Here is a 22,766-nt window from a genome sequence, read left to right on the forward strand (position 1 = left end):
CGCACGATTAGCAGGGTTTTACTTTTAGAGATAAGTTCATTTGAACGTTCTCCGACAGAAAAAGTATGGTTGCTGTCTAATCAACTTTTGCCAACTTTCCGCCTAATCCTTCCCTCAATTAACGGTAAATTATATCACTTTTTCCCGCTGTTTTTAGGAGCTGAAAGAACCGAAAGTATTTTGTAAAAAATTTCATTGTTTTGATAGACACCTTTGAATATCGCAGATTTAGGCCCGTAAGCAAAAACGGGTACCATAATATTTGTATGATCGTCTGTACTAAAATGTCCGGTTATCTGCCCGTTTCGCGTGTCTGCATCTAAAAGGGTCAGGCCACCAGTTTCATGGTCGGCAGTAACAATAACGAGCGTTTCGCCGTCTTTATCTGCAAAACGGAGTGCAGCTTCGATTGTTTTATCAAAGTCGTGCATTTCGGTAACTACAACAGGCAAATCGTTTGAATGGCCGCCATGATCAATTTGCGCTGCTTCAGCCATAATGAAAAAGCCATTTTTATTTTCGCTTAAAATTTCGATGGTTTTATTAAGTGATTGCTTCAAAACATCACCACGGCCTTTTAATACCGAGCTTGTAGCTTCTTTGGGCAACAAAACCAACTGTTTGCCAGCTACCTGCTTAACGAAACTTTCCAAATCTGTATTTAGCTTGAAACCAGATTTAGCTAGTTTATCCATCAAACTATTGTCTTTGTTTTTAAAAAAAGCATCCTGGTTAGAACCGACTAGAACAGAAACCTTCGATTGCTGAAGGTCTGCAGCAATAGCGTTGCTCATTGTCCGCTCTGTCTGGTGCGCATAAAAGGCTGCCGGAGTTGCATCGGTGATGTCGCCAACGCTGATAATGCCGCTCTTCATTCCAAAATGGGCAAGGGTATCTACCAAATTGGTTAACCTTTGCTCATTGGCATCCATGCCAATAAAACGGTTATTCGTTTTTTTACCGGTAGCCATCGCCGTGGCGCCAGCTGCCGAATCGGTGTTATCAGAATTGGCGGCGGCGGTTTCTGAGAAGCCAATACTTTTGAACCTGCTTAAATTTAAATCGCCATGGTTAGCTATCAAACCTGCATGAATTTGTGCCAGCCCCATTCCATCGCCAATTAATAAAATAACGTTTTTAACGCGACTTTTTTTATCATCACTTCGATAGCTTGGTGTGTAAACCGGATATGGCTGTGGGTTGGTGTAACTGAGCTTTTGTTGGTTGCTGTAAAATTCGGCAAGCTTTTCCGGATGGTCGGTATTTAGCCAATCGGCACCAAGGCGACTTAATACCAGCCAGGTATTCGGATTGTCAGCTGTTCCCCAAAAGCGAAAGGGTTTTCCAGCCTCATGTGCAGCGGTTAACACTTGTTTTAACTTTGCATAATCTGTTGGTGTTGGCACACCTTTTCCATTCCAAACGGTATATTTTTTAATGTCCTGGCTTATCATTGCAACCCGTTTAAATTGCTCGGCAGTATACTTTGTTTCGGGCCGGCCATCGAAATAAATAAATGGAGGCCAGTTTTCAAAGTTGGCAGGTACAGGCATATCTCCACTGATTACAATCCTGATTGCGTTTTCATTTTTTTCAGCATTGAAAACATCACCAAATGGCGCTAACTCACTTATCAGTTTTTTCAATACATTTTGATGATCCTGTTTAATATCTATTACCAACTGAAGTTTCTGCGCTGTATTTTTAAATGCATGGTTTCCGTTATCCTTGTAAAGTTCTGCAAGTGGCGACAAATACAACTTAGTTAGCGTTTTGCCCGCTTTAATTTCAGCAGGTTCATGAGCTACCGATAGCTCATTGTCTTTTAAAAATACGTCGGCCTCGATAGAGCCCATGCCCGAATAGTAAGCCTGGAGAAGCGGAATATTCTGATGATAATCGTTGTGACTATGCCCATGCGTAACCTTAATTGTTTGTGCGCTGCTTACTGCCGCAAACAGAAAAAGTACAACCAAATATGGTAAGAAAGAAAGTTTCATTAGTTTTTGTATTAAAAGCAAATGGATATTATGGCAAAACAAGGCATTTTAAAGCCTGTTCGGCTTAAAACTTTGGATCAAAGTTAAAGTAAATTGGGTTTGAAAGCGCCACCATCTTTTCACTTAACGACATTGATTTTGGCACCTGCGGATAAGGTGTATTTTGTCCCTCAACAGTAACGCGGTAGTAGGTACGGCCTTTTAGTTCTGGTGTATCCGTGAATTTGACAGCTGGAACTTTACCTTTTACCTGGAAAGCATTTAATTTTCTACCGTTTTTAATTATCGTTATCGTATACGTTTCATCTGGCAGTGAGTTGCCTGATAATTGCACTTGAAAATTTATTTGTTTACCGTTCGAAACCGCATTATCGCCCATCATCATTTCAAAATTTCCGTCATTATTCGCATCGGCATAAAATTCGACACGCGGTGAAAATGGATTTGAACTCACCGAGACGTTTCCATGATTTAATGCATCGATTACCGAGGCTAAATCCCTGCGTTTTGCAAAAACCCAGGTCGTCGGCGTTCCAACATAATTATATTCAGCTTGTGGCGTATTTGATGTGGGTTGCTCTGTTCCGGTTGGCTTACCGTGGTGTGCATCACTCCCACCTCTTCCGGTCATCATCCTTCCTGAAGAAAGCATATCATCCCATATCATGATAGCGTTGGCGTTCTTTGCCCAAACAGCAGAATTCCAAACCTCTATCGACTGTACCAAATCATAAGAAAATCCAAAATTGTCTTTACCGCTGGGATGATTTGCCGACAAGTGTACGCCGAGTGAATTTTTAACCTTCGCGATATTAACGTCCCTCGCATCTCTGATGTCATACAAACGCTGGTGGTTGTAAGGTTTGTCGGAGAAAACATTGCCATGTCCCCGTGTGGTGGTCCATTCCGCACCGAATAATAGTAGCAGAGAATCTGATTTAAATTCAGGATCGGCCCAGGTGTGATGCGCAACATCGCCATTTACATGATTATCATGATCTGTAATGCACAAATAATCCATGCCTACCGATTTCGAAAAATTAATAATTTTAGCCACAGAATTATTTGAGGATTCGGTGCTGTGCCTGGAGTGTACGTGTAAATCCCCTTTAAGCCAAAGGCCATTAGGATTTGTAATTTTCGGAGGATTGGTTACTTCCTGACTAATTCCATCCTCAACAGTTACGAAAAATAGTGCAATCGTAATGAATGAAATGTATATAAATTTAGAATACATTATGTCTGATTCTTTTTTAAAATGCCCTTCCTAAGGCTGGAAAACATCAATTAATTGCTTCTATATCGTTGAAGATTTCACGATGAAACTTTCCGGCATTTCAGCAGCTTTAAGCATAAAGTTATGAAGTTCATAGTTCTTTATAAATGGTTTAAGATTTTCTGCTCCCGGCCCAAACATCGTAAGTTCAACGTAATCACCGGTATGGTTCATGCCAGCCCACTGAACATCTGTATATTTCCCCAGAATTTTTCCATATTCATAAAATGGTAAATTCGATTCATTGTAAAGCTGCCCGGGAACAATTTCCTTAAAATGCACTAACAACGACTTTACGTCGTCTGGTTTCATCTCAAAACCCTGGTTTTCTTTTATCAAATCTATTATTTTTTGCTCTCCAAAAGATTGATTAAGCTGAGCCAGTAACCAGGTATTGCTGTGTTTAAAGTTTTGAAGGGAATCGAATTTTCTATTGGCCTCATCGGCATAGAATAAACCCGGATTTGAGTTGCCGTGGTCTGTGGTAATGATGACCAGTGTTTCTCCATCTTGTTCAGCAAATTCTATTACTTTTCCAACAGCCTCATCAAAAGCAAGCTGATCGAAAATTAACCCACTAACATCATTGGAATGCGCTGCCCAATCCACCTTTCCACCTTCAACCTGCAAAGCAAAACCATCTTTATTGTCTTTCATCAATTCAATGGCCTTCATGGTCATCTCTGCTAAAGTTGGTGTCGACTTCATTAGCGCCTGATCATGCATCCGGTCCACTTCATAAGGTAATCCATCTTCTGCAAATAAACCTAAAACAGGTTTAGATTTATCCAACGCCAGCATCTCATCTCTGTTTTCGGCAACTTTGTAACCAGCCGTCAAATATTTTGGAATCAGGTTGCCACCGGCCCTTTTTTCGCCAAAATACTTGTGCCCGCCGCCCATCATCACATCAAATTTTAAATTCAGATACATCTCTGCAATAACATCCTGTCCGCCCCGGTTATCAATATTAATGCAAAAACCGGCAGGAGTTGCGTGTGTAACCGGCACTGTGGTTACGCAGCCTACCTTTTTACCTTTCTCTTTAAATTTTTGAAGAATTGGCTGAGGCTTCTCGCCATTTACACCCACATTAAGTGCGCCGTTTCTTACCCTAATACCCCCACCCCATGATGAACTTGCCGCAGCAGAATCGGTAACGAGCGAACTTGCCGAAGCGGTATCCATTAAGGCACGAACAGCTTTATTATCCCGGTACAAACCAAGCCATTTACTGCTCTTGCCCAAAATGCGGTTTGAGTACAAATCTGCCATATTTAATGTGCCAATGCTCATGCCATCGCTAACCATCATGATGATGTTTTTGGCTTTTTTATTATGTGAAAGTTGCTTTGCCGCAATATCATTTAAGCCAATAAAGGGCAAGCCCAATCCAGTTAGCAAACTGCCTTTTAATAACGATCGTCTGTTCATGTTCTCTATCTTTTAAATAATGGGTTTGCTCTAAAATATTTTCCATCAGCAAAGCTGATTACATATTCTGATGGAAAATGCGTGCTCTTTTTATAATAGTCGGTTGTAATAATTTGAGCGCCTGAATTGCAGGCTGCTTCAAAATCCCTGCGATCATTTGTCCTGGCCTGTTTTGTATCTGCGTCAGCTCGGGTTCTGATGATGTACCCTTTACGAACTAAATTTGGAATTTGCTCATCAAAGGGATCATTTCTAATCATAAGCGCAGCCTCCGGGGTGCCGGCTTCGGCATTTGCAAACATTGTTCTTCCTTTTAGCGACGGATGATCTTTTATGTAGGTGCTTAGTTTTCTTCCTTTAGCATCAAGAATAAAAAGGAATTTGCCTTTCGCCTCACTCATTTTGGGCCAGTTTTTAGCAAGAACCGCTGCTTCCAGGGTTTTGTAATTTCCACGAATCAAATCAGGATTCAAAACGTGACCTTTACCCAGATTTGCCATAATAACAGAATCCAACCCATCGAAAGTTTTTCCTGTGAACATTTCCGGTTGTGTAAACCCTTTTCTTTTTATCGAATCGTCTTTAACTTCCAGCGTAATAAAAACCGGACTGTGTTCAGGATTAGCTTCCGACCATTTTCTAAGCTGCTGCAAGGCAATGGCTAACGTGAGTGCCGACGACCTGAAATCAAGATCAGGCACATGCAGAACCTTAAATCCCGGCTTTTCCATTTCGCCATCTTTATCAAACGCTGGCTGTCCTTTTACACGCTCAAAGCCCGCAGGATGAGCATATTTTCCACCTTTAGCATCGGCATATACATCAATTTCGAGATTTCTTAAACCCATTTCCAACTGCTCCGGCATTGGAATATGATCATAATCCAGGCTGTTGGCTGCCAATGTATCCTGCGCTTTCAAAACATTAAACAGCGCAGGATTAATGGCTTGTTTATAACTGTTATGTGAGCCGATAACTTGTATCTGGTTTATCGGTAAATCTTCCTTTTTCGCGATTAAGGCAATTGCAGGCAGCACCAGCAATAAACCAACACAGGTAATCAATCTCATAGTTGAAGTTTAAAAATATTAGTAGCCAGGATTTTGTTTCAGGTTTGAATTAAGCTTAAGCTCGTTTGCTGGAATTGGATAAATTCTTCTGGTAACGTCTTTATTCATAAAAAGTACATCATTTGGAAGTGGATATTCAGTTTCGAATTGTCCGAAACGGATTAAGTCATTCCTTCTCCAGGCCTCCCAACTAAACTCACGTGCCCGCTCATCAAGCAAAGTACTTAAAGTTACTGTTGATGCGCTCGCAGCGCCGGCACGGTTTCGCACTTTATTTACCAATACCATTGGCGTTTGAAGTTCACCATTTACTGAAGTTGCTGTTGCACCTCTTAAAATGGCTTCCGCTTTCATCAAAATTACATCGGCAAGGCGTAGAAGTGGCATATCGTTGCCGCTTAACCTGGTTGCCTGGATGGCATTTACATCTGGCCAATATTTTACCGAACGCACACCCTTTGCCTGGTCGGCAACTGCGTTGCCTAAATCCATAGGTTTACCGGGTTTCAGAATTAAATCTGGCGTAATTTCTATTTGGTTTGTTGTACCAGCTACTAAAATCGGCTTCGTTAAATCTGGCTTGCGATTTGCATCTGGCGCATATTGCTTACCGATTAACCAGAAACTGTTGCGAATATCATTGGTTAAATTAAAGCGGTTATAATATTCGGGTGTGGTGCTCATTGCAATACTAAAACCAACGTTTATGCCGTAAGCTGCCGCCAGCGCCGGGTAAAAACCAAACCTTGTGATCTGATTTCCAGGAATCTGCTGATCATATGGAACTGCGAAAATTGTTTCGTTTATTTGCGGACCGTTATTAACATCAAAAATATCGCTGTATTTTGTGTCTAGCGCATAATTGCTGTTTTTCAAAATGTTATCAGCCATTACCACAGCATCCTGGTATCTTGGTTTTCCGGTGTATACTTCTGCATTTAAATACATTTTTTCGAGCAAAGCATAAGCCATTGCCTGTGTTGGCCTGCCATAAACCAAAACCCGGTTATTATTATCTTTTACAGGAAGCTGGGCAACCACGGCCAGAAGTTCTTTCTCAATAAAATCAAATACCTTATCGCGTGATTGGTTGCCCGGAAGCGTGCTTACAGGAAATGAATCAATAATCGGGACATTACCATATAAATCCATCATAAAATAATAATACAAGGCCCGCATGGCCTTTACTTCAGCTAAACTACTTGCTTTTGAAGCAGCAGAAACTGACGATTCATTGGTTAGGTTAATTAAACGGTTACAGTTATTGATGCCACCAAAACCCCATTGCCAAATGTCCCTAACGTTAGGGTGGTCTATTGTCCAGGTGTGGTAATGAAGCTGACGATACTGGCCGCCATCATCAAAGTTACCATCCCGGGCCGGAATAATTGCCGCATCGGTAGAAAGCTCCTGCATTCTCCAGTAAGGTACGCCATATTGCGACGAAAGGTTGGAATACATCGTGCCATAAAGTGCTGCATAATCTGAATTGGTATATGGAAAATTATCTTTCACATACTGCGATTCTACATCGACGTCTAATTTGCTACATGATTCGAAAATCATTAAACATGCAAGAATATTAAACAGAATAATATATTTTTTCATTTTTGTATTTTTTAGAATGATGCGCTTACACCGAAGCTGAAAGTTCTTGTTTTTGGATAATAGTTATTGTTATCAATTCCCGGCGTTAAACCACCAATATTAATTTCGGGGTCGATACCGCTGTAATTTGTAATTACAAACAGATTGTTAGCAGTAACATAGAGCCTTACCGCTTTAATTGAAGGTGTTTTAGGTTTTATGGTGTAGCCAAGTGTTGCATTGTCTAACCGCAGGTAAGAACCACTTTCAAGAAAACGATCAGAAATCAGGTAAGCATTTATATCGTTGAACGATTCGCCCACAGTAAACCTTGGTATATTTTGCAGCTTTGCATCAGCAGGATTATTTAACGATGCTGCTGTAGCATTCAAAATTTTGTTTCCCAATACCCCGCGAACTAAAAAGTTTAAATCCCAGTTCTTGTAGCTAAAACTGTTTGCCCAGCCATAAATTAATTTCGGTTGTGCATCGCCAGCAATTTTTGCATCGGTTGTTAAAGGTTGTGTAGCAATGGTTTGTCCGGCAGCATTTATGTATGTACTCACGCCTGCAGCATTTTTACCAGCATAATTCCATAAATTAAATGTACCCAGCGCAAAGCCAGGCTGAATTAGCTGACTGTAGTTTCCAGATTGTCCTTTTCCACCTAACTGTGCTGTTTGAATGGCAGCAATTTTATAAAAATCATCAGACAGCGTCTGAACAACGTTTTTATTGTGTGCGATATTTGGCGAAGTTGTCCACCTGAAATTATTGGTTTTCACAGCAACTGCATTTAATGAAAGCTCAATACCAGTGTTTTTAATTTTACCTACGTTGGCGGTAATGGTTGGAAGGAAAAACTGAGTGGTAGAAACCTCGTAACGGTCGTAGATTAAATCGGAGGTTTGTTTAACATAAAAATCTAAGGAACCGGTAATCCTGTCTTTAAATAAACCGAAATCTAAACCAATGTTTGTGGTTGCAGTACTCTCCCATTTTAAATCGGGGTTTTCATTTCTTACCGGCCCAATTGCATTACTGATGTTGCCGTTATTTAGAAATTTGTTACTGCCTGAAAGCGTTCCATAAATTAGTAAAGATGAAAACGCATCAAAGCCCAGGCTGTTACCTGATACACCGTAGCCTGCACGAAGTTTTAAATCACTGATTACCGGAACCGCCTGCATAAAATCTTCACTGATGATTCTCCATCCTGCAGAAACTGCCGGAAATAAACCCCAACGATTGTTTCTTCCGAAAGCCGAGGAACCATCATCCCTTAACGATGCCTGGAACAAATACCGCTCGTTATAGTTGTACTGAACCCTGCCGTAGTAAGATATCAACCTCAACGTAGAAATTGGCGCATTGTTAAACGCAATTTGCGATAGTAAAGTTGGGTTAGAGAGAAAAAGGTTATTGTAACCTAAGTTATCATTAGAAAAATTTTGTGTCGTTACACCAAAACCGTCATTGGTTCTGTCTTCCTGCCAGGAGTACCCACCAAGTAGTTTTAAACTGTGTTTTCCAAATGTTTTATCGTAGTTAAAATAGCCTTCCAACACCTGACTTTTATTCAGCACATCGATTTTTTGCGCCTGCCCGTTAACACCTCTGGCTAAACCAGATTGGCTGTTTAGGTAGGTGCTGTAATTATTCTGGTCTCTTTGTGATGAAACGCTTGCTGTAAATTTCAAACCATCGATAATGTTTACCTGGGCCATTCCATTAATTAACGTTTTATTGTTCAGGTTAGCAATTGCATTATTATCTACAATTGATAAGGGGTTTCTTGTTCCACTTCCGGTACGGTTGTAGTTTTCCTTGTAAGTACCATCAGTATTAAAAGGACTAACCGTTGGCAAATAGAAAAGCATATTTGGCAAGGCCTGAGATTGGTAAATGTCTGAACTTTTCGAATTACTGTTGGTAATCGTTAAGCCTAACTTTAACCTATCATTAAAAAACTTTTGATTGAGGTAAGCCCGAACTACAGTTCTTTTTAACGATGTATTTTTTAAAATGCCTTTGTTATCGAGGTAGTTTACACTTGCACCATAATCTGATGATTGTCCGGCGCCCCCGTAAGACAAGTTGTGGTTTTGCGAATAGCCTGTGCGTTCCAGCAGCGATTGCCAGTTCGTATCAGAACCATCATCATCAACCGCATTTAAGGTTTGTTTGTTATCGGCTAAATATTGTCTCAGCTCTGGTGCTGAAAGCATGTCGTACTTTTTCGAAACTTTTTCTACCGCGGCATAACCACTATACGATAGGCGGGCCTGTCCGTTTTTGGATCTTTTGGTGGTAACAATTATAACGCCGTTTGCAGCTCTCGAACCATAAATTGCTGTAGAAGATGCATCTTTCAGAATGTCGATATTTTCGATATCTGAAGGTGCAAGCAAATCGATTGAAGCACCCGGAACGCCATCAATAACATAGAATGGTTCCTGTGCGGCTCCTTCTCTTAAGGTAGATGGACCACGCAAAATGGTTGATGGCTTTGCATTTGGGTCGCCACTTTTTGTAACGTTTAAGCCAGCAACTTTTCCTTGTAACAATTGCGCCGGATTGACCAACACGCCCTGATTAAATTCTTCGGCTTTAATGGAAGTAACGGCGCCGGTTAAATCTTTCTTATTCGCCGTACCGTAACCGATGACAACCACATCTTTCAAAGTTTGATTGTCGGGCATTAGCGTTACATTAATCGTTGTCTGGTTTCCAACTGCAATTTCCTTTGTTAATCCGCCCAGCATAGAATAGGTAATAACATCTGTACTTTTTGCCTGAATGTTGTAAATACCATCTGCATTTGTAGAGGTTCCGCTGTTGCTTCCCTTAATCCGAATGGTTACGCCAGGAACAGCCTGATTGCTTTCATCAACAACCTTACCGGTAACATTTTTTACGTTTTGTGCAAAAAGACTAAATGAAAGGAAAAATAACAATGCGGTAAAACATTGCCATTTTGCAATAAAAGACAAATAATGGAATTTGTAGTTTTGTTTCATGAATGATTTGTTATGAATGTTTGGATTACGCAGTTGAGCATACCGTAGATGAAATGCTCACTGCGCCACAAAGATCACCCGGGTGCGTTAGCATTTTGGTTAGCCAGGGTTATTAAATTGTTAAAATAACCAAGCTATTTAAATTGAATATTAAGAGAATAGGCATTTAAGAATCGAAACTGAATATTAACTTAACATCAACCACATATGCTTAAATTAAAATGCTTTTTCCGCATCGCGGATATCAAATTCCAATAAAAAAGGAGGCACAAAAGTGACTCCTTAGAATCCAGGCAAAAGTTTGTTTGTGCTTTATTTTGAATTGCTTTACTAGTTTAGGCCTTTAATTTGTTGCTTCATGGCTCGGTTAACAATTCAGCACCATCTGAAATCAGTTGCTGTGTAAGCCAGCTTTTTTTAAATAGAAGAGTAGATCACTTGGCCTGTCTGTTTGCAAAATTGACGGCTTTTTTTCAATTAGCCAACCCCAGCTTTCCTTTTTCTGGTTTTGCTCAACAGCCCGGTCATCATCATGTCCACCATTAAGTGATGGCCAAAGACTGTTTAACCAAACAACCTGTTTCTTGGCAATTTGTGGTATTGCATTAATGCTTTCAAGAGAATCAGTATCAAAAATTGGTTGAATGATGCTTCGCATGTTAGGCAAATAACTGCTGGCAATGGCAGCAAAATCATTTCGTTTCATGTTTACAACTACCATCAAATATGCTTGCTCTGGTACATTTTCATCCTTTTTTAGCTTAGCATAATCAACATTGTCACCAACATTTACTATCGCCTGGCTCAAAGTTCCTGTTTCGGTAAGTATCTGGAAAACTTGCTTTAGGTGATCGTTACCCTTATCAACGTTAATGATAATTTTACCTTTCGCAGCCAACATCATATCTTTCATTGTCGGAATAGAATGCGTTGTAACCCTCCCCAAGCCATTTTTAAGCTTAAATTTTAGTATCTCATCGAGCGTGTAATCACTTACCTTCCCTTTTGCGTTTGTCGTTCTGTCTATCGTGTTGTCGTGCATCACCACCATCTGGCTGTCTCTGGTCATTTTAACATCGAGTTCCATAATATCGAAACCTTTTTCGATGGAATTTAAAAGCGCCTGCATAGAATTTTCAGGTGCATTCCGCCAATCGCCGCGGTGCGCTGCAACTAAAATACGCTTATTATTACCATTAAAAACTGCGGCAAGTTTTGCGGATGGATTTTGCGCATTTGCCGAAAATAATGCCGTTGAAAAAATTAAAACAACAAATATCTTCTTCGTGTATTGTTTCATTTAGTGTTGGTTAAAAGTTAAAAATGGCGACTGAAGATCAGTCGCCATTAAGCATCAATTCAATTTAAATTAGTAGCCAGGATTTTGATACATCTTCGCTGGATCTAGTTTCACTTCATCAAACGGAATTGGAAAGTAACGATCTTTTGTAGAAACGTTAGCAAGTTTTGCAATGCCATAGAAAGCCTGAGGCTTGGCTTTTAGATAGGTTACTAATTCTGTAGCAGAGAAATTTCTAATTAAATCGAACCACCGGTGGTGTTCAAAAGCAAGTTCAACGCGTCTTTCGTGCAGAATTGCCAATTTCATTGTCGGATAATTAGCGGCGTACAAAGGATCGGTTTTAGCAACTGCGTAAAGCGGTCTTCCGGCTCGTGCCCTCACCATGTCAAGGTATTGTGCGGCAAGCGCATCATTTCCCTGCAAATTAGCAACTTCAGCAAGCATCAAAATTACATCGGCGTAGCGCATCATTATCCAATCATTGCCACCATAGCCATTAACCGTTGCTGCAGCACTTGCATCGCGGAATTTGGTGATGAACCAATCTTTAACGTTAGCATCATTTGCAAACTTTACAGAAAAATCTTTCCGTAAATCACCGCTTTCGTATTCGTTGATTAAATCTGCCTTAACATTACCACCAATTCCGGTAGCAACCTTTAACGAATTTATAGATTCTCCTCTGGCCTGATTATTCGCCGCAATGCTTGAGCTGTAATTTAAATCGCCCTGTTTGTAAGAAATCTGAAAAATCAGTTCTTTGCAGGTAGATTTTTTTGCAACATCAAACACATCCGCATACGGAATTTCTGATAAACTGCCGAACCCCCGCATGTTATAAGCGGCGAGCAAATAAGTGTTTGCGCTGGCGAGGTTTTCAGTTTTGTTGGCAGGCAGCGTTGCAGCCATTGTTAAATATACTTTGCCTAAGTAGGCATTAATAGCCGCTTTAGACGTACGACCAATGCCAGCAACAGGCTGAAAGTTAGGCAAGTCGCTATTCAATGCATCTTTCAAATCGGCTACAATCTGTGCATATACCTCTGCTTCGGATACCCTGAATGTACTTGCAGCTATTTCTTCGGTAGTAGTAAGCTGTTTAGTTACCAAAGGCACAGGCCCCCACTTTCTAACCAGTTCAAAATACATTATCGCCCTGATAAATTTTGCTTCTGCACTGTAAATATTTTTATTTGCGGCCGTTGTGAAGGTCGCCTTGTCGATATTAGACAGGATTACATTACTTCTTGTTATAGATTGATAAAGCGCAAGCCAATGGCTTTTCAGGTATGAATTACTGGGAAGTAAAGAAAAATCATTAAACTGAAACGGTTCACCTGCGTTACTCTGGTTATCATTACGGCCTGCATCGTCCGAACGTTCATCAGTAAATAGTCCGCTGTTTTCGCCCATGGTGTTGCTGCTTCGCAAAGATTGATATGCGCCGTTTACAGCCAGCAATACGTCGTTTTCAGATTTAAATTAGTTGTCGACGATTACCGCATTTGGGTTTGTTTGCTGTAAAAATTCTTTTTTGCACGAGCTGAAACAAACAGCGATGCATAAAGCGGGAATTAAAGTATATTTTTTCATTTTGTTAAATTCTAGAAAGTCAATTTTACACCAACATTATAAGTTCTCGCTAAAGGATAATTTCCGTAATCAACGCCAGGCGTTAAATTCGAACCACCGCTATAATCTACTTCCGGGTTGTATCCTTTGTAGTCGGTAATTGTAAACGCGTTATCCACGCTTGCGTAAACGCGAACGTTGCTCACTTTCAAAGTTGTTGCCAGGCTTTTAGGGAATGTATATCCTAAAGTGATGTTTGTACACCTGAAATATGAACCATCCTGAATGTAGAATGACGACAAACGCGTACTGTTACTTTGCGTACCTGCACGCGAAGCACGATAATTTAAACCACTTCCAGGGTTTGCTTCATTCCTGTAGCGGTCGGACACGTCTACATACTGGTTGCCAGAACCTTCGAAATTATAAAGATAATAGTCCTGGCCATCCAAAACCTGATTGCCGTAAGAGCCGTTGAAAGACGCCCTTAAATCGATGGTTTTATATGATGTGTTTAATGCAAAACCGTAGGTGAATTTCGGATATGGTGTACCAATTACTGTTTTATCAGCATCGTTAACAATACCATTGCCATCTGTATCCTGAAAATACAAATCGCCGATTTTTGCCGGGTTTGTGGCCGATGCCGAAGGCGCTACCTTGCCAACATTATCTGCGGTTAATCTACCCAGGGCCTTGAAACCATAAAACATCCCAACAGGCTGCCCTTCCTGGGTGATGTGCGTTAGGTAGGAACGTTCAGCGCCATTGGTTAAAATTGTGCTCGCTCCGCCCATATTTAAAACTTTGTTGCGGTTAACCGCGATATTGCCGCTTAAACCAAAGGTAAAATGCTCTTTTTGAACAATTCTGCCATCAACCTGCACATCGAAGCCTTTGTTGCGGATTTTACTATCTGCAAGGTTAGTTAATATGGATGATGTTCCAGAAATTGCAGAAATAGATTGATTAAACAATAAATTGTACGAGTAACTTAGGTAATAGTTAGCAATAACGGATACTCGGTTTTTAAACAGACCTAAATCGGCACCGAAGTTGTATTGCGAGGTTGATTCCCATCCCAGGCTTCCGTCCTGAATAGCATTTGGCCAAATTGCAGTCGAAATTGAGTTACCGAAAACAACCCCACCCGGGGAACTCATTTCCTGTTGGGTTCTGTAGTTTGGAATGTTATTATTTCCACTTAAACCCCAGCTTGCTCTAATTTTAACAGTAGACTGCTCGCCAAGAAAATTGTTGTAAAATTCTTCTTCTGATAAGCTCCAGCCCGCTGCAACGGATGGAAAATTCCCGTATTTATTTAATGGTCCGAACCTTGAAGAACCATCACGACGAAAGGAACCCGTTAAAAAATATTTTCCGGCGTAATTGTAACTAAAACGGCCAAAGTAAGAAAGCAATGTATTGGTTGATTTTGCAGCATTATCAAGCGCAAAAAAACTTGCATCGGCACCCTTGTCCGTTATCTCACCTATATTATCATTTTGAAAGCCTTTGGCAGAAACACGAATTAAATCACTCGTTGTTTTTTGAGCCGAATAACCTGCCAAAACATCAATTTTATGTTTACCAAATGTTTTGTTATAATTTAATGTAAACTCTGCCAGTTGATCTATCTGTTTTAAGTTTTGCGCAATTGCGGTAGCAGCAGCAAGCGAAGCTGTTGAGTAAGGTGGATTGTTCCCATTACTTAAACTTGTTGGCAGGTAGAAATCGTATTTCTCACTGTAGGTTTGCATACCAAGATTTGCTTTAAAACTTAAACCGTCCAGAATTTTGTATGCGGCGTTGGCATTATAAGTGCTTCTGTCGCCCTTTCTAGATATTTTTAGCTGCTCCACAGTTGCTAAAGGATTTTCCGGGTTTTGGATACCATAAACCGACGCCAATGACGCCATACCAAATTGAATCGGGTTGCCATTAGCGTCTCTCGCAGGTAAGTATGGAAGATAGATTAAGGCAGACATCATCGGACTTAAATCGTAACGCCCCTCGCGAACCTCCCGGTTGTTGTTTTGAGTATACGACATATTTGCACCCACATGCAGGCGCTCGCTAACGTTTCCATCAATATTAGCCCGGAAGTTGATTACTTTTTGATTTGTATTAGTAACGATACCATCATTGTTCTGGTAACCACCGCTCATAAAATACCTCACATCTTTGTTGCCACCAGAAAAGGAAAGATTATGGCGTTGAAACGCCGCATTTCTGTAAAGTTCATCCTGCCAGTCGGTATTATACTTTGCAGGAATTGCCTGTTGCGTAGAGAAGTTATATAAATCGGCTGGGATACTAACGCTGCTTCCATTTCCAACATTTGCAATACGTGTTGCATTATTATCTCCAAACATTGCATCGTTCCATGTTTTACCAGAATTTACCCATAAATCTTTATAGGCGTTGTTACGGCCGTCGATAAGGAGTTGGATGAACTGGTTTGCATCCAGCAATTTAACTTTTTTTGCCAGTTGCGAAATGCCGGCCTGAACATCGTATTCAAACCGTCCTTTACCATCCTGGCCTCTTTTAGTTGTAATCAAAACTACCCCTCCCGAAGCTCTCGAACCATAAATCGCCGCAGAAGCCGCATCTTTTAGGATGTCGATGCTTTCAATGTCTTCAGGATTTATAGAAACGTTATTTCCTGCCGGATAACCATCGATTACGTACAAAGGATCTGAACTTGCATTGATTGAACCAATACCACGAACCCTGATTTTAGTTCCGGCATAGGGCGCACCACTGGTTTGCGAAACCTGTACACCCGCAACTTTACCTACCAAAGCCTGACCAACGGTTGGCGATGTTAAATTAAGCTCGGCAGCTTTAACACTGCTAATCGCCCCGGTTACATCCGATTTTCGTATTTTTTGATAACCAATTGCAACCACTTCATCTAAAGTGTTGCTACTTTCTTTTAACGAAACGTTTAACGTGCGGGTTGTCGTAACCGATATTTCCTGCGTATCATAACCAACAAATGAAAAAACGAGTGTTGCTGCTTCGTCAAGTGCTATGGAATATCTGCCGTTGCCATCTGTAACGGTTGTTTTCCTGGTTCTTTTATCGTAAACGCTAACGCCCGGAATTGGTAGTTGATTCCCGTCGGTTACAGTACCACTTACCGTAAAAGCGAACTTATTTTTAGCAACCGGAACACTAAGGTGAGGGCTTGCCGCCAAGGTTTGAAAATTACATATTGCCAGTAATCCTATTGGCATAAGTAATCGTCTGCAGGTAAGTTTAATACCCGCTTTAAGAAGAATTGATGTCATCTTTTAATTGTTAGTAATGATTTTTTTAATAAGGCTTGAGTTATATTTTGGTGTAAGTTTTAAATTTCACCTAGGCAAGGTGAAAGGGTTAATCAGCTGTTGCTATCATTCCGCAAAACTAGGTGTGTACTTTTAACACTATGTATCGCAATTGTTAATTCTGTGGTTAATTTTAAAGATTAACATGTTTGATCGGAACCATTCATAGCTAGAAACATTCTTCATCATCAGCATTAATTGACTGTAACCACCGGCCAAAGCTGATTTGCATATGCCCGCCGAATAGCTTTATTATTCCAACTTGTATTAATGCATATTTTGAGCTTAGAATTAAGTTGTGTTTGTATATTAGCGTCGGAACTACGTTTGTTCATTCAGGGAGAAAATTTGAATTTTCTGATTGCTCACTGTGCCTTTTAAGATGTTTTCATTCCAAATAACACCAACAACGATATGAATTTTAGATATGTACTCACAATTGGATTGCTCTTCTCCATCTCCGTAAGTTTTTCGCAGGAAAAACTGAGGCTATGGTACGATAAACCAGCTAAAGAATGGACACAGGCACTTCCGTTAGGAAACGGACGTTTGGGTGCAATGATTTTCGGTGGCGCAGACTCAGATCTCATTCAGCTAAATGAAAGTTCACTGTACAGTGGTGGCCCGGTCAAACCGAGTATAAACCCGGGTGCAGCATCATACTTACCAAAAATCCGCGAAGCTTTATTAATTAATGAAGACTATAGCGAAGCCAATACGCTTGCAAAAAAAATGCAGGGAATGTACACGGAATCATATATGCCGCTTGGCAATCTGATAATTAAACAAAACCTACAGGGTGTTAAGCCAACCGCCTACACCCGCGAACTTGACTTGCAAAAAGCTACTTATTCTTCTCAATTCGAGCTGAATGGCATAACCTACAGCCGAACAATGTTTATCTCAGCGCCGGCAAATATGTTCGTTATTAAACTCACGGCATCCAAAAGATCTTCACTAAATTTTACCGCCTCAGTGGCAAGTCCGCTACAAAATCATATCATCCCTACAAAAAACAGTTTAGAAGTAAACGGTAAAGCGCCTGCACATGTAGACCCCTCTTATTACAATTCAAAAGATAGAAAGCCAATTATTTATGAGGATACCAGTGGCTGTAACGGCATGCGTTTCTCGTACAAAATTTCTGTTGCCTCCTCTGATGGCGAATATCGGGTGGATAGTTTAGGCATTCATGTTTCAGGTGCGAGCGAAGTTATCCTCTACCTCACCGCCGCAACAAGTTTTAATGGTTTTGATAAATGCCCTGACAAAGATGGAAAAGATGAGTTGAAAATTGTTGGCGATTTAATGACCAAAGTTAAGAATAAAACATACAGCCAGTTGTACGAGGCTCATGTTAAAGATTACCAAAATCTTTTTTACCGGGTAACTTTTGAACTTGGCGCTCCAGGTGCCAAAACATCCCAATCCCCGTCGCATTTGCCATCCGATGAGCGCTTAAAGGCTTACACCAAAGGGGGAAAAGACCCCTCATTGGAAACTTTGTATTTTCAATATGGAAGGTACTTACTTATTTCTTCATCGCGACCTGGCGGTCCTGCGGCAAACCTTCAAGGGCTTTGGAACAAAGAAATGAGGGCGCCCTGGAGTTCAAATTATACCATCAACATTAATACCCAGATGAATTACTGGCCAGCGGAAGTGGCCAATCTTTCGGAATTAAATGAACCTTTATTTAGCTTTATAAAAGACCTTTCTGTTACCGGCACCAGAACTGCTAAAGAGTTTTACAATGCCAGAGGTTGGGTGGCGCACCACAATTCGGAAATTTGGGCAACCTCAAACCCTGTGGGCGATCGCGGCGAAGGCGACCCGGTGTGGGCGAACTGGTATATGGGTGGAAATTGGTTAACAAGGCATTTGTGGGAACACTATTTATATACCGGAGATAAAAATTTTCTAAAAAACACTGCGTATCCACTAATGAAAGGCGCTTCTTTGTTTACAATTGACTGGCTCGTTAAAAATAAAGATGGTCTTTACGTTACGGCACCATCAACATCGCCAGAAAATAAATTTTTAGATAAGGATGGTAAGCAACAAGGCGTATCTGTTGCAACAACAATGGATATGTCCATCATCCGAGATCTGTTTTCGAATACAATCGCCGCGGCTAATGTGCTGGGAACTGACAAACAGTTTCGGGATACACTTTTATCGCGACAGGCAAAGCTCTACCCGCTTAAAATTGGAAAACAGGGGCAGATTTTAGAATGGTACAAGGACTTTCCGGAAACAGATCCGCACCATCGCCACGTTTCGCACCTTTATGGTTTATTTCCTGCAAGCGAAATTTCGCCAGAGCAACCGGATTTTTTTGCTGCTGCCAGAAAAACCCTCGATTTACGGACGGACGTGGGAACCGGCTGGAGCAAAGGATGGAAAATTAACTGGTGGGCTAGGCTGCGTGACGGAGACCGGGCCTATAGCCTGATTAGAAGTTTGTTAACTTATGAAGATGCTGCCGACGGAAATTCGGTTGGTGGCGGTACTTATGCAAACTTTTTCGATGCCCATCCCCCGTTTCAGATAGATGGCAATTTCGCCGGAACCGCCGGAATGGCCGAAATGCTGTTACAAAGCAACTTAAAGTATCTCGATTTATTGCCTGCGCTGCCGGGTGAATGGAAGAATGGCAGCATCTCAGGACTTCGTGCAAGGGGTGGATTTGAAGTTAATATGAACTGGGCAGATGGTAAAATTTTTAGTGCTGAAATCGTATCGCTTTTAGGAAACAACTGTACCATCCGGGCCGGTGTACCCATTCAATTGAAAGGGTCAGAGCAAAAGGCTGAAAAAGTACCAGGTGGTTATCAGTTAAAGTTTTCTACACAAAAAGGCAAAAAATATTACATCACAAAAAGCTGAAAAAGCAAAATAGCATAGTAATAATCATGAAATTATAAGACGTTTTCTCAAAAGACATCATTCCATAAAACGATATCTATGTAAATAGTGCAAATACGTTTGAGGTAAAAAATTAATTACCTAGGATTTTTTATCGGCCGTTAAATCTATCTTTACCTGCCGGATATCCTTATGAAAACCATTACTAAATCGATTTTCTTCTTATTTTTATTGCTTGCGGTTTTTTCACAATCGAAAGCGCAGAATTACACCATTAACGGGATCGTTGCTGATACTTTAGGGCTGCCAATTCCAGGAGCCATTGTGAGGATAAAATCCATTAGCGATTCTGCAGGTACATCGAGTGATGAGAATGGGAAATTCAGTTTCAACAAAATCAAAACCCGTGAATTCTCCCTTTCTGCTTCATTTATCGGCTATAATACGTTTCAGAAAAAATACCGGATTGACGCTGGCACCAGCATCAACATTACAGATATCAGATTGAAGGAATTTTCGAACACTTTAACTGGGGTAACCATTTCCGGGGTGCCACCTGTAAAGGTTTCTGAAGATACGGTAAGCTTTAGTGCAAAAGCATTTCCGGTTAGAGCCGGCGATGCTGTAGATGAAGTGCTGAAAAAGCTTCCGGGAATAAAAGTTGATAAAGATGGCAACGTAACCAGTCAGGGTACACCAGTAACTAAAATAAGGGTTAATGGCAAAGATTTTTTTGGAACAGACGTAGCCACGGCCATCAAAAACCTGCCGGCCGATATCATCAAAAATCTTCAGTTTGTTGATGACTATGGCGACCAGGCAAAGCTTACCGGCATAAAAACCGGCGAGCCCGAAAAAATCCTGAACTTAACGATTGATGAAGACAAGAAGAAAGGATACTTTGCCCGGGCATCTGCAGGACTTGGCAATACCGACCGTTACAACACGAGTTTGCGTGGAAACAGAATTGATGGTGAACAGCAAATTTCATTCGACGGTACAGCTGCAAATGCAAATATGCGTGGTGGCGGAGGCGATGGAATAACCACCAGGAATGCACTCGGATTAAATTACAAGAATGATTTCGGGAGTAAACTTTCCGCTGATGCAAGTTATAATTTTAACGACAATAAAAATAATACCATCAGTTCAACCTACACACAAAACTTTTTGCAAGGTGGCCAAAATGGCACCAACAGGCTGGAAGATGCACGCAACAATTCGTTAACGCGTAACCGCAACCACTGGTTCGGTGGTAATTTGGAATACAAGATAGATACGATGAATTACCTCAAGATTTCACCTAATATCTCCTTTGCCGACAACAGCGACAATTCTTCAGGTAACTCGTTAACAACACAGAACGCCCTGTCTACAACCCGTGAAAGCACAAATGCTAATTTTACGAATAATCTAAACTTACGCACGAATATATTCTACAATCATAAATTTTCTAAAAAAGGACGCAGCATCACCATGTGGACAAATTTAAATTATACGAATGGTGAGACGGATAGAAATTCGATAAACAAGTACCTGAACAGAACATCTGCTGGTATTGATTCTCTGCTTCAAAATCAAATCAATAATCAGGAAAACCGTAACCTTGGGCTAAATGCCGGGGCATCTTTTCTGGAACCGATTTGGAGCAAAAACTTTTTAGAAGTTAATTACAACTGGAACAGATCTGCAACCGATAACAGTAAAAATACTTTCGACGTTAACGGCTCCAATAAAGTATACAACCCAGCATTAAGCAATCTCTTCGATTATGAGTTTACCACGCACAAAGCCGGCCTTAATTATCGGTACATTGGTGAGAAGTTAAATTTAACCTTAGGTTTTAATGTTCAGCCTACCCTGCTGAGTGGAGAAAACCTTAGCAACGGTGTTAGAACAGAGAACCGTAACTTTAATTTCATTCCTTCAGGGCGATTCTCCTACAAGTTCTCAAATCAAAAATCATTTGATGTGAATTATTGGGCGAGAAATAATCAGCCTGGTTTTCTGCAATTGCAACCAATTACCGATAATTCCAATCTGCAGAATATTGTAACTGGTAATCCCAACTTAAAACCAGAATTTATACAAAGCATTAATGCGCATTACAAGCAGGCCGACTGGAGTGCAGGAAAAGTTATTATCGCGAATTTCAGGTATGAACATACCGGCGATAAAATTGTAACGACGAAGCAGCAAGTGCCAGGAACCGTTAACCAGTTAACAAGTTATATCAATACGGATGGATATTACTCACTTCAGGGAGATTATAATATCAGCCGGCCATTTACATCGGAGCGCAAATTTTCTGTTGGATATTCGGGCTCAGGCCAAATGAACAACAACATTTCATTTACTGATGGAAGCAGAATAGAGGCTAAAAACACATCATGGAGGCAGGAACTTGAATTCCGGGTTGACCTTAAAGACATTGTTAATCTGGAATTCGAAACATCTTATTCGCAGAATCTTACCAATTACTCAACAGATGCTTTTTCAGACCGGCGTTCGAACCGTTTTGAATATGGCATAGAAGGCCGCAACTATTTCTTTAAAGATTTAACCATTGGCTACGATTTCACAAAGCAAATAAATACAGGATTTGATAACGGAAATGTTAGAAACCCAACATTGCTGCGTTTGTATTCGGAGTTTAGGTTTCTTAAAAATGATATGGCCACCGTGCGCCTGGAAGGATTTGACTTACTTAACCAAAATTCTGGCATAAGCAGGGATGTTTTTGACAACGTAATCGTTGATAGACAGGTAAATCGCCTTGGCCGGTATTTCATGGTATCCCTCATTTACCGAATCAGAAAGTTTGGCGGTGCATAGTTAAGAGCGCTGACACTCGAATAACAACCTTCCACAACGAAATTTTTGAAATGGATTTCTACGCAAGTTGTCTATAAAACTACGCGTTTTAAATTTAGGTATATACAATACCTTAGTGTAAGGTATTGTAAATCAAATACATAAACTAAAAAAGAAGTATTGATTTAAACTTAGTTTAGTTCTGGTGCTGAACTTTATTCAGAGGATTACTGTTTTTCTAAAACAATAAATTCTTAATCTATGAAAAAGTTAATAATTCTAATGCTGCTATCAGCTTTTAGCTTCGGCGGATTTGCTCAAACAAGGCAAGATACAACGAAGAAAAAAACGGAAAAGAAAAGTAAAACAAAACAAGAACCCAAGAGAAGTGACACCACTAAACGGGACACCATGAGGCGAGACACTGCTAAGCGTGTTCCACCAATGTAAATGATAAGACCCGGTTTAACGGGTCTTATCTGTT

The 22,766-nt window shown here is 40.6% G+C and carries 12 protein-coding genes; 3 read left to right on the forward strand and 9 right to left on the reverse strand.

Features of this window, described 5'->3' with window-relative positions; all coding sequences use genetic code 11:
* Positions 1-134 precede the first annotated feature (134 nt).
* The 9 genes from AC0IWT_RS04730 to AC0IWT_RS04770 form a co-directional block, all read right to left on the reverse strand.
* Entirely contained in the window at positions 135-2,000 is a 1,866-nt protein-coding gene (locus AC0IWT_RS04730) for an alkaline phosphatase (RefSeq protein WP_471796199.1), read from the reverse strand.
* Positions 2,001-2,064: 64 nt separating this feature from the next.
* A complete protein-coding gene (locus AC0IWT_RS04735) occupies positions 2,065-3,237 on the reverse strand; it encodes a CehA/McbA family metallohydrolase (protein WP_471796200.1) in 1,173 nt (390 codons plus the stop codon).
* Positions 3,238-3,297: 60 nt separating this feature from the next.
* Positions 3,298-4,710 (reverse strand): alkaline phosphatase, encoded by a 1,413-nt coding sequence (locus AC0IWT_RS04740; protein ID WP_471796201.1) that lies wholly within the window; start codon positions 4,708-4,710, stop codon positions 3,298-3,300.
* Positions 4,711-4,715: 5 nt separating this feature from the next.
* On the reverse strand, positions 4,716-5,780 hold the full coding sequence (locus AC0IWT_RS04745) for a phosphatidylinositol-specific phospholipase C1-like protein (protein ID WP_471796202.1): 1,065 nt from the start codon (positions 5,778-5,780) through the stop codon (positions 4,716-4,718).
* An 18-nt stretch (positions 5,781-5,798) separates the two neighbouring features.
* Complete coding sequence (locus AC0IWT_RS04750; protein WP_471796203.1) at positions 5,799-7,388, reverse strand: RagB/SusD family nutrient uptake outer membrane protein; 1,590 nt, start codon at positions 7,386-7,388, stop codon at positions 5,799-5,801.
* Positions 7,389-7,399: 11 nt separating this feature from the next.
* Positions 7,400-10,387, reverse strand: coding sequence for a SusC/RagA family TonB-linked outer membrane protein (locus AC0IWT_RS04755; protein WP_471796204.1), 2,988 nt, complete (start codon positions 10,385-10,387; stop codon positions 7,400-7,402).
* 391 nt (positions 10,388-10,778) lie between these two features.
* Positions 10,779-11,687: a glycerophosphodiester phosphodiesterase family protein gene (locus AC0IWT_RS04760; protein WP_471796205.1), complete on the reverse strand. Its 909-nt coding sequence runs from the start codon at positions 11,685-11,687 to the stop codon at positions 10,779-10,781.
* A 69-nt stretch (positions 11,688-11,756) separates the two neighbouring features.
* Positions 11,757-13,151 (reverse strand): RagB/SusD family nutrient uptake outer membrane protein, encoded by a 1,395-nt coding sequence (locus tag AC0IWT_RS04765; RefSeq protein ID WP_471796206.1) that lies wholly within the window; start codon positions 13,149-13,151, stop codon positions 11,757-11,759.
* Positions 13,152-13,294: 143 nt separating this feature from the next.
* Entirely contained in the window at positions 13,295-16,561 is a 3,267-nt protein-coding gene (locus tag AC0IWT_RS04770; protein ID WP_471796207.1) for a SusC/RagA family TonB-linked outer membrane protein, read from the reverse strand.
* Positions 16,562-17,014: 453 nt separating this feature from the next.
* Here AC0IWT_RS04770 and AC0IWT_RS04775 point away from each other — a divergent pair, with 453 nt between their 5' ends.
* From AC0IWT_RS04775 to AC0IWT_RS04785, 3 genes are all read left to right on the forward strand, one after another.
* Positions 17,015-19,489: a glycoside hydrolase family 95 protein gene (locus AC0IWT_RS04775; RefSeq protein WP_471796208.1), complete on the forward strand. Its 2,475-nt coding sequence runs from the start codon at positions 17,015-17,017 to the stop codon at positions 19,487-19,489.
* A 171-nt stretch (positions 19,490-19,660) separates the two neighbouring features.
* Positions 19,661-22,303: an outer membrane beta-barrel protein gene (locus tag AC0IWT_RS04780; protein ID WP_471796209.1), complete on the forward strand. Its 2,643-nt coding sequence runs from the start codon at positions 19,661-19,663 to the stop codon at positions 22,301-22,303.
* A gap of 240 nt (positions 22,304-22,543) precedes the next feature.
* Positions 22,544-22,732 carry a hypothetical protein gene (locus tag AC0IWT_RS04785; RefSeq protein WP_471796210.1) on the forward strand — a complete coding sequence of 63 codons (189 nt, stop codon included), beginning with the start codon at positions 22,544-22,546 and terminating at the stop codon, positions 22,730-22,732.
* The last annotated feature ends 34 nt before the right edge of the window (positions 22,733-22,766 follow it).

Source organism: Pedobacter sp. AC464 (assembly GCF_979253075.1).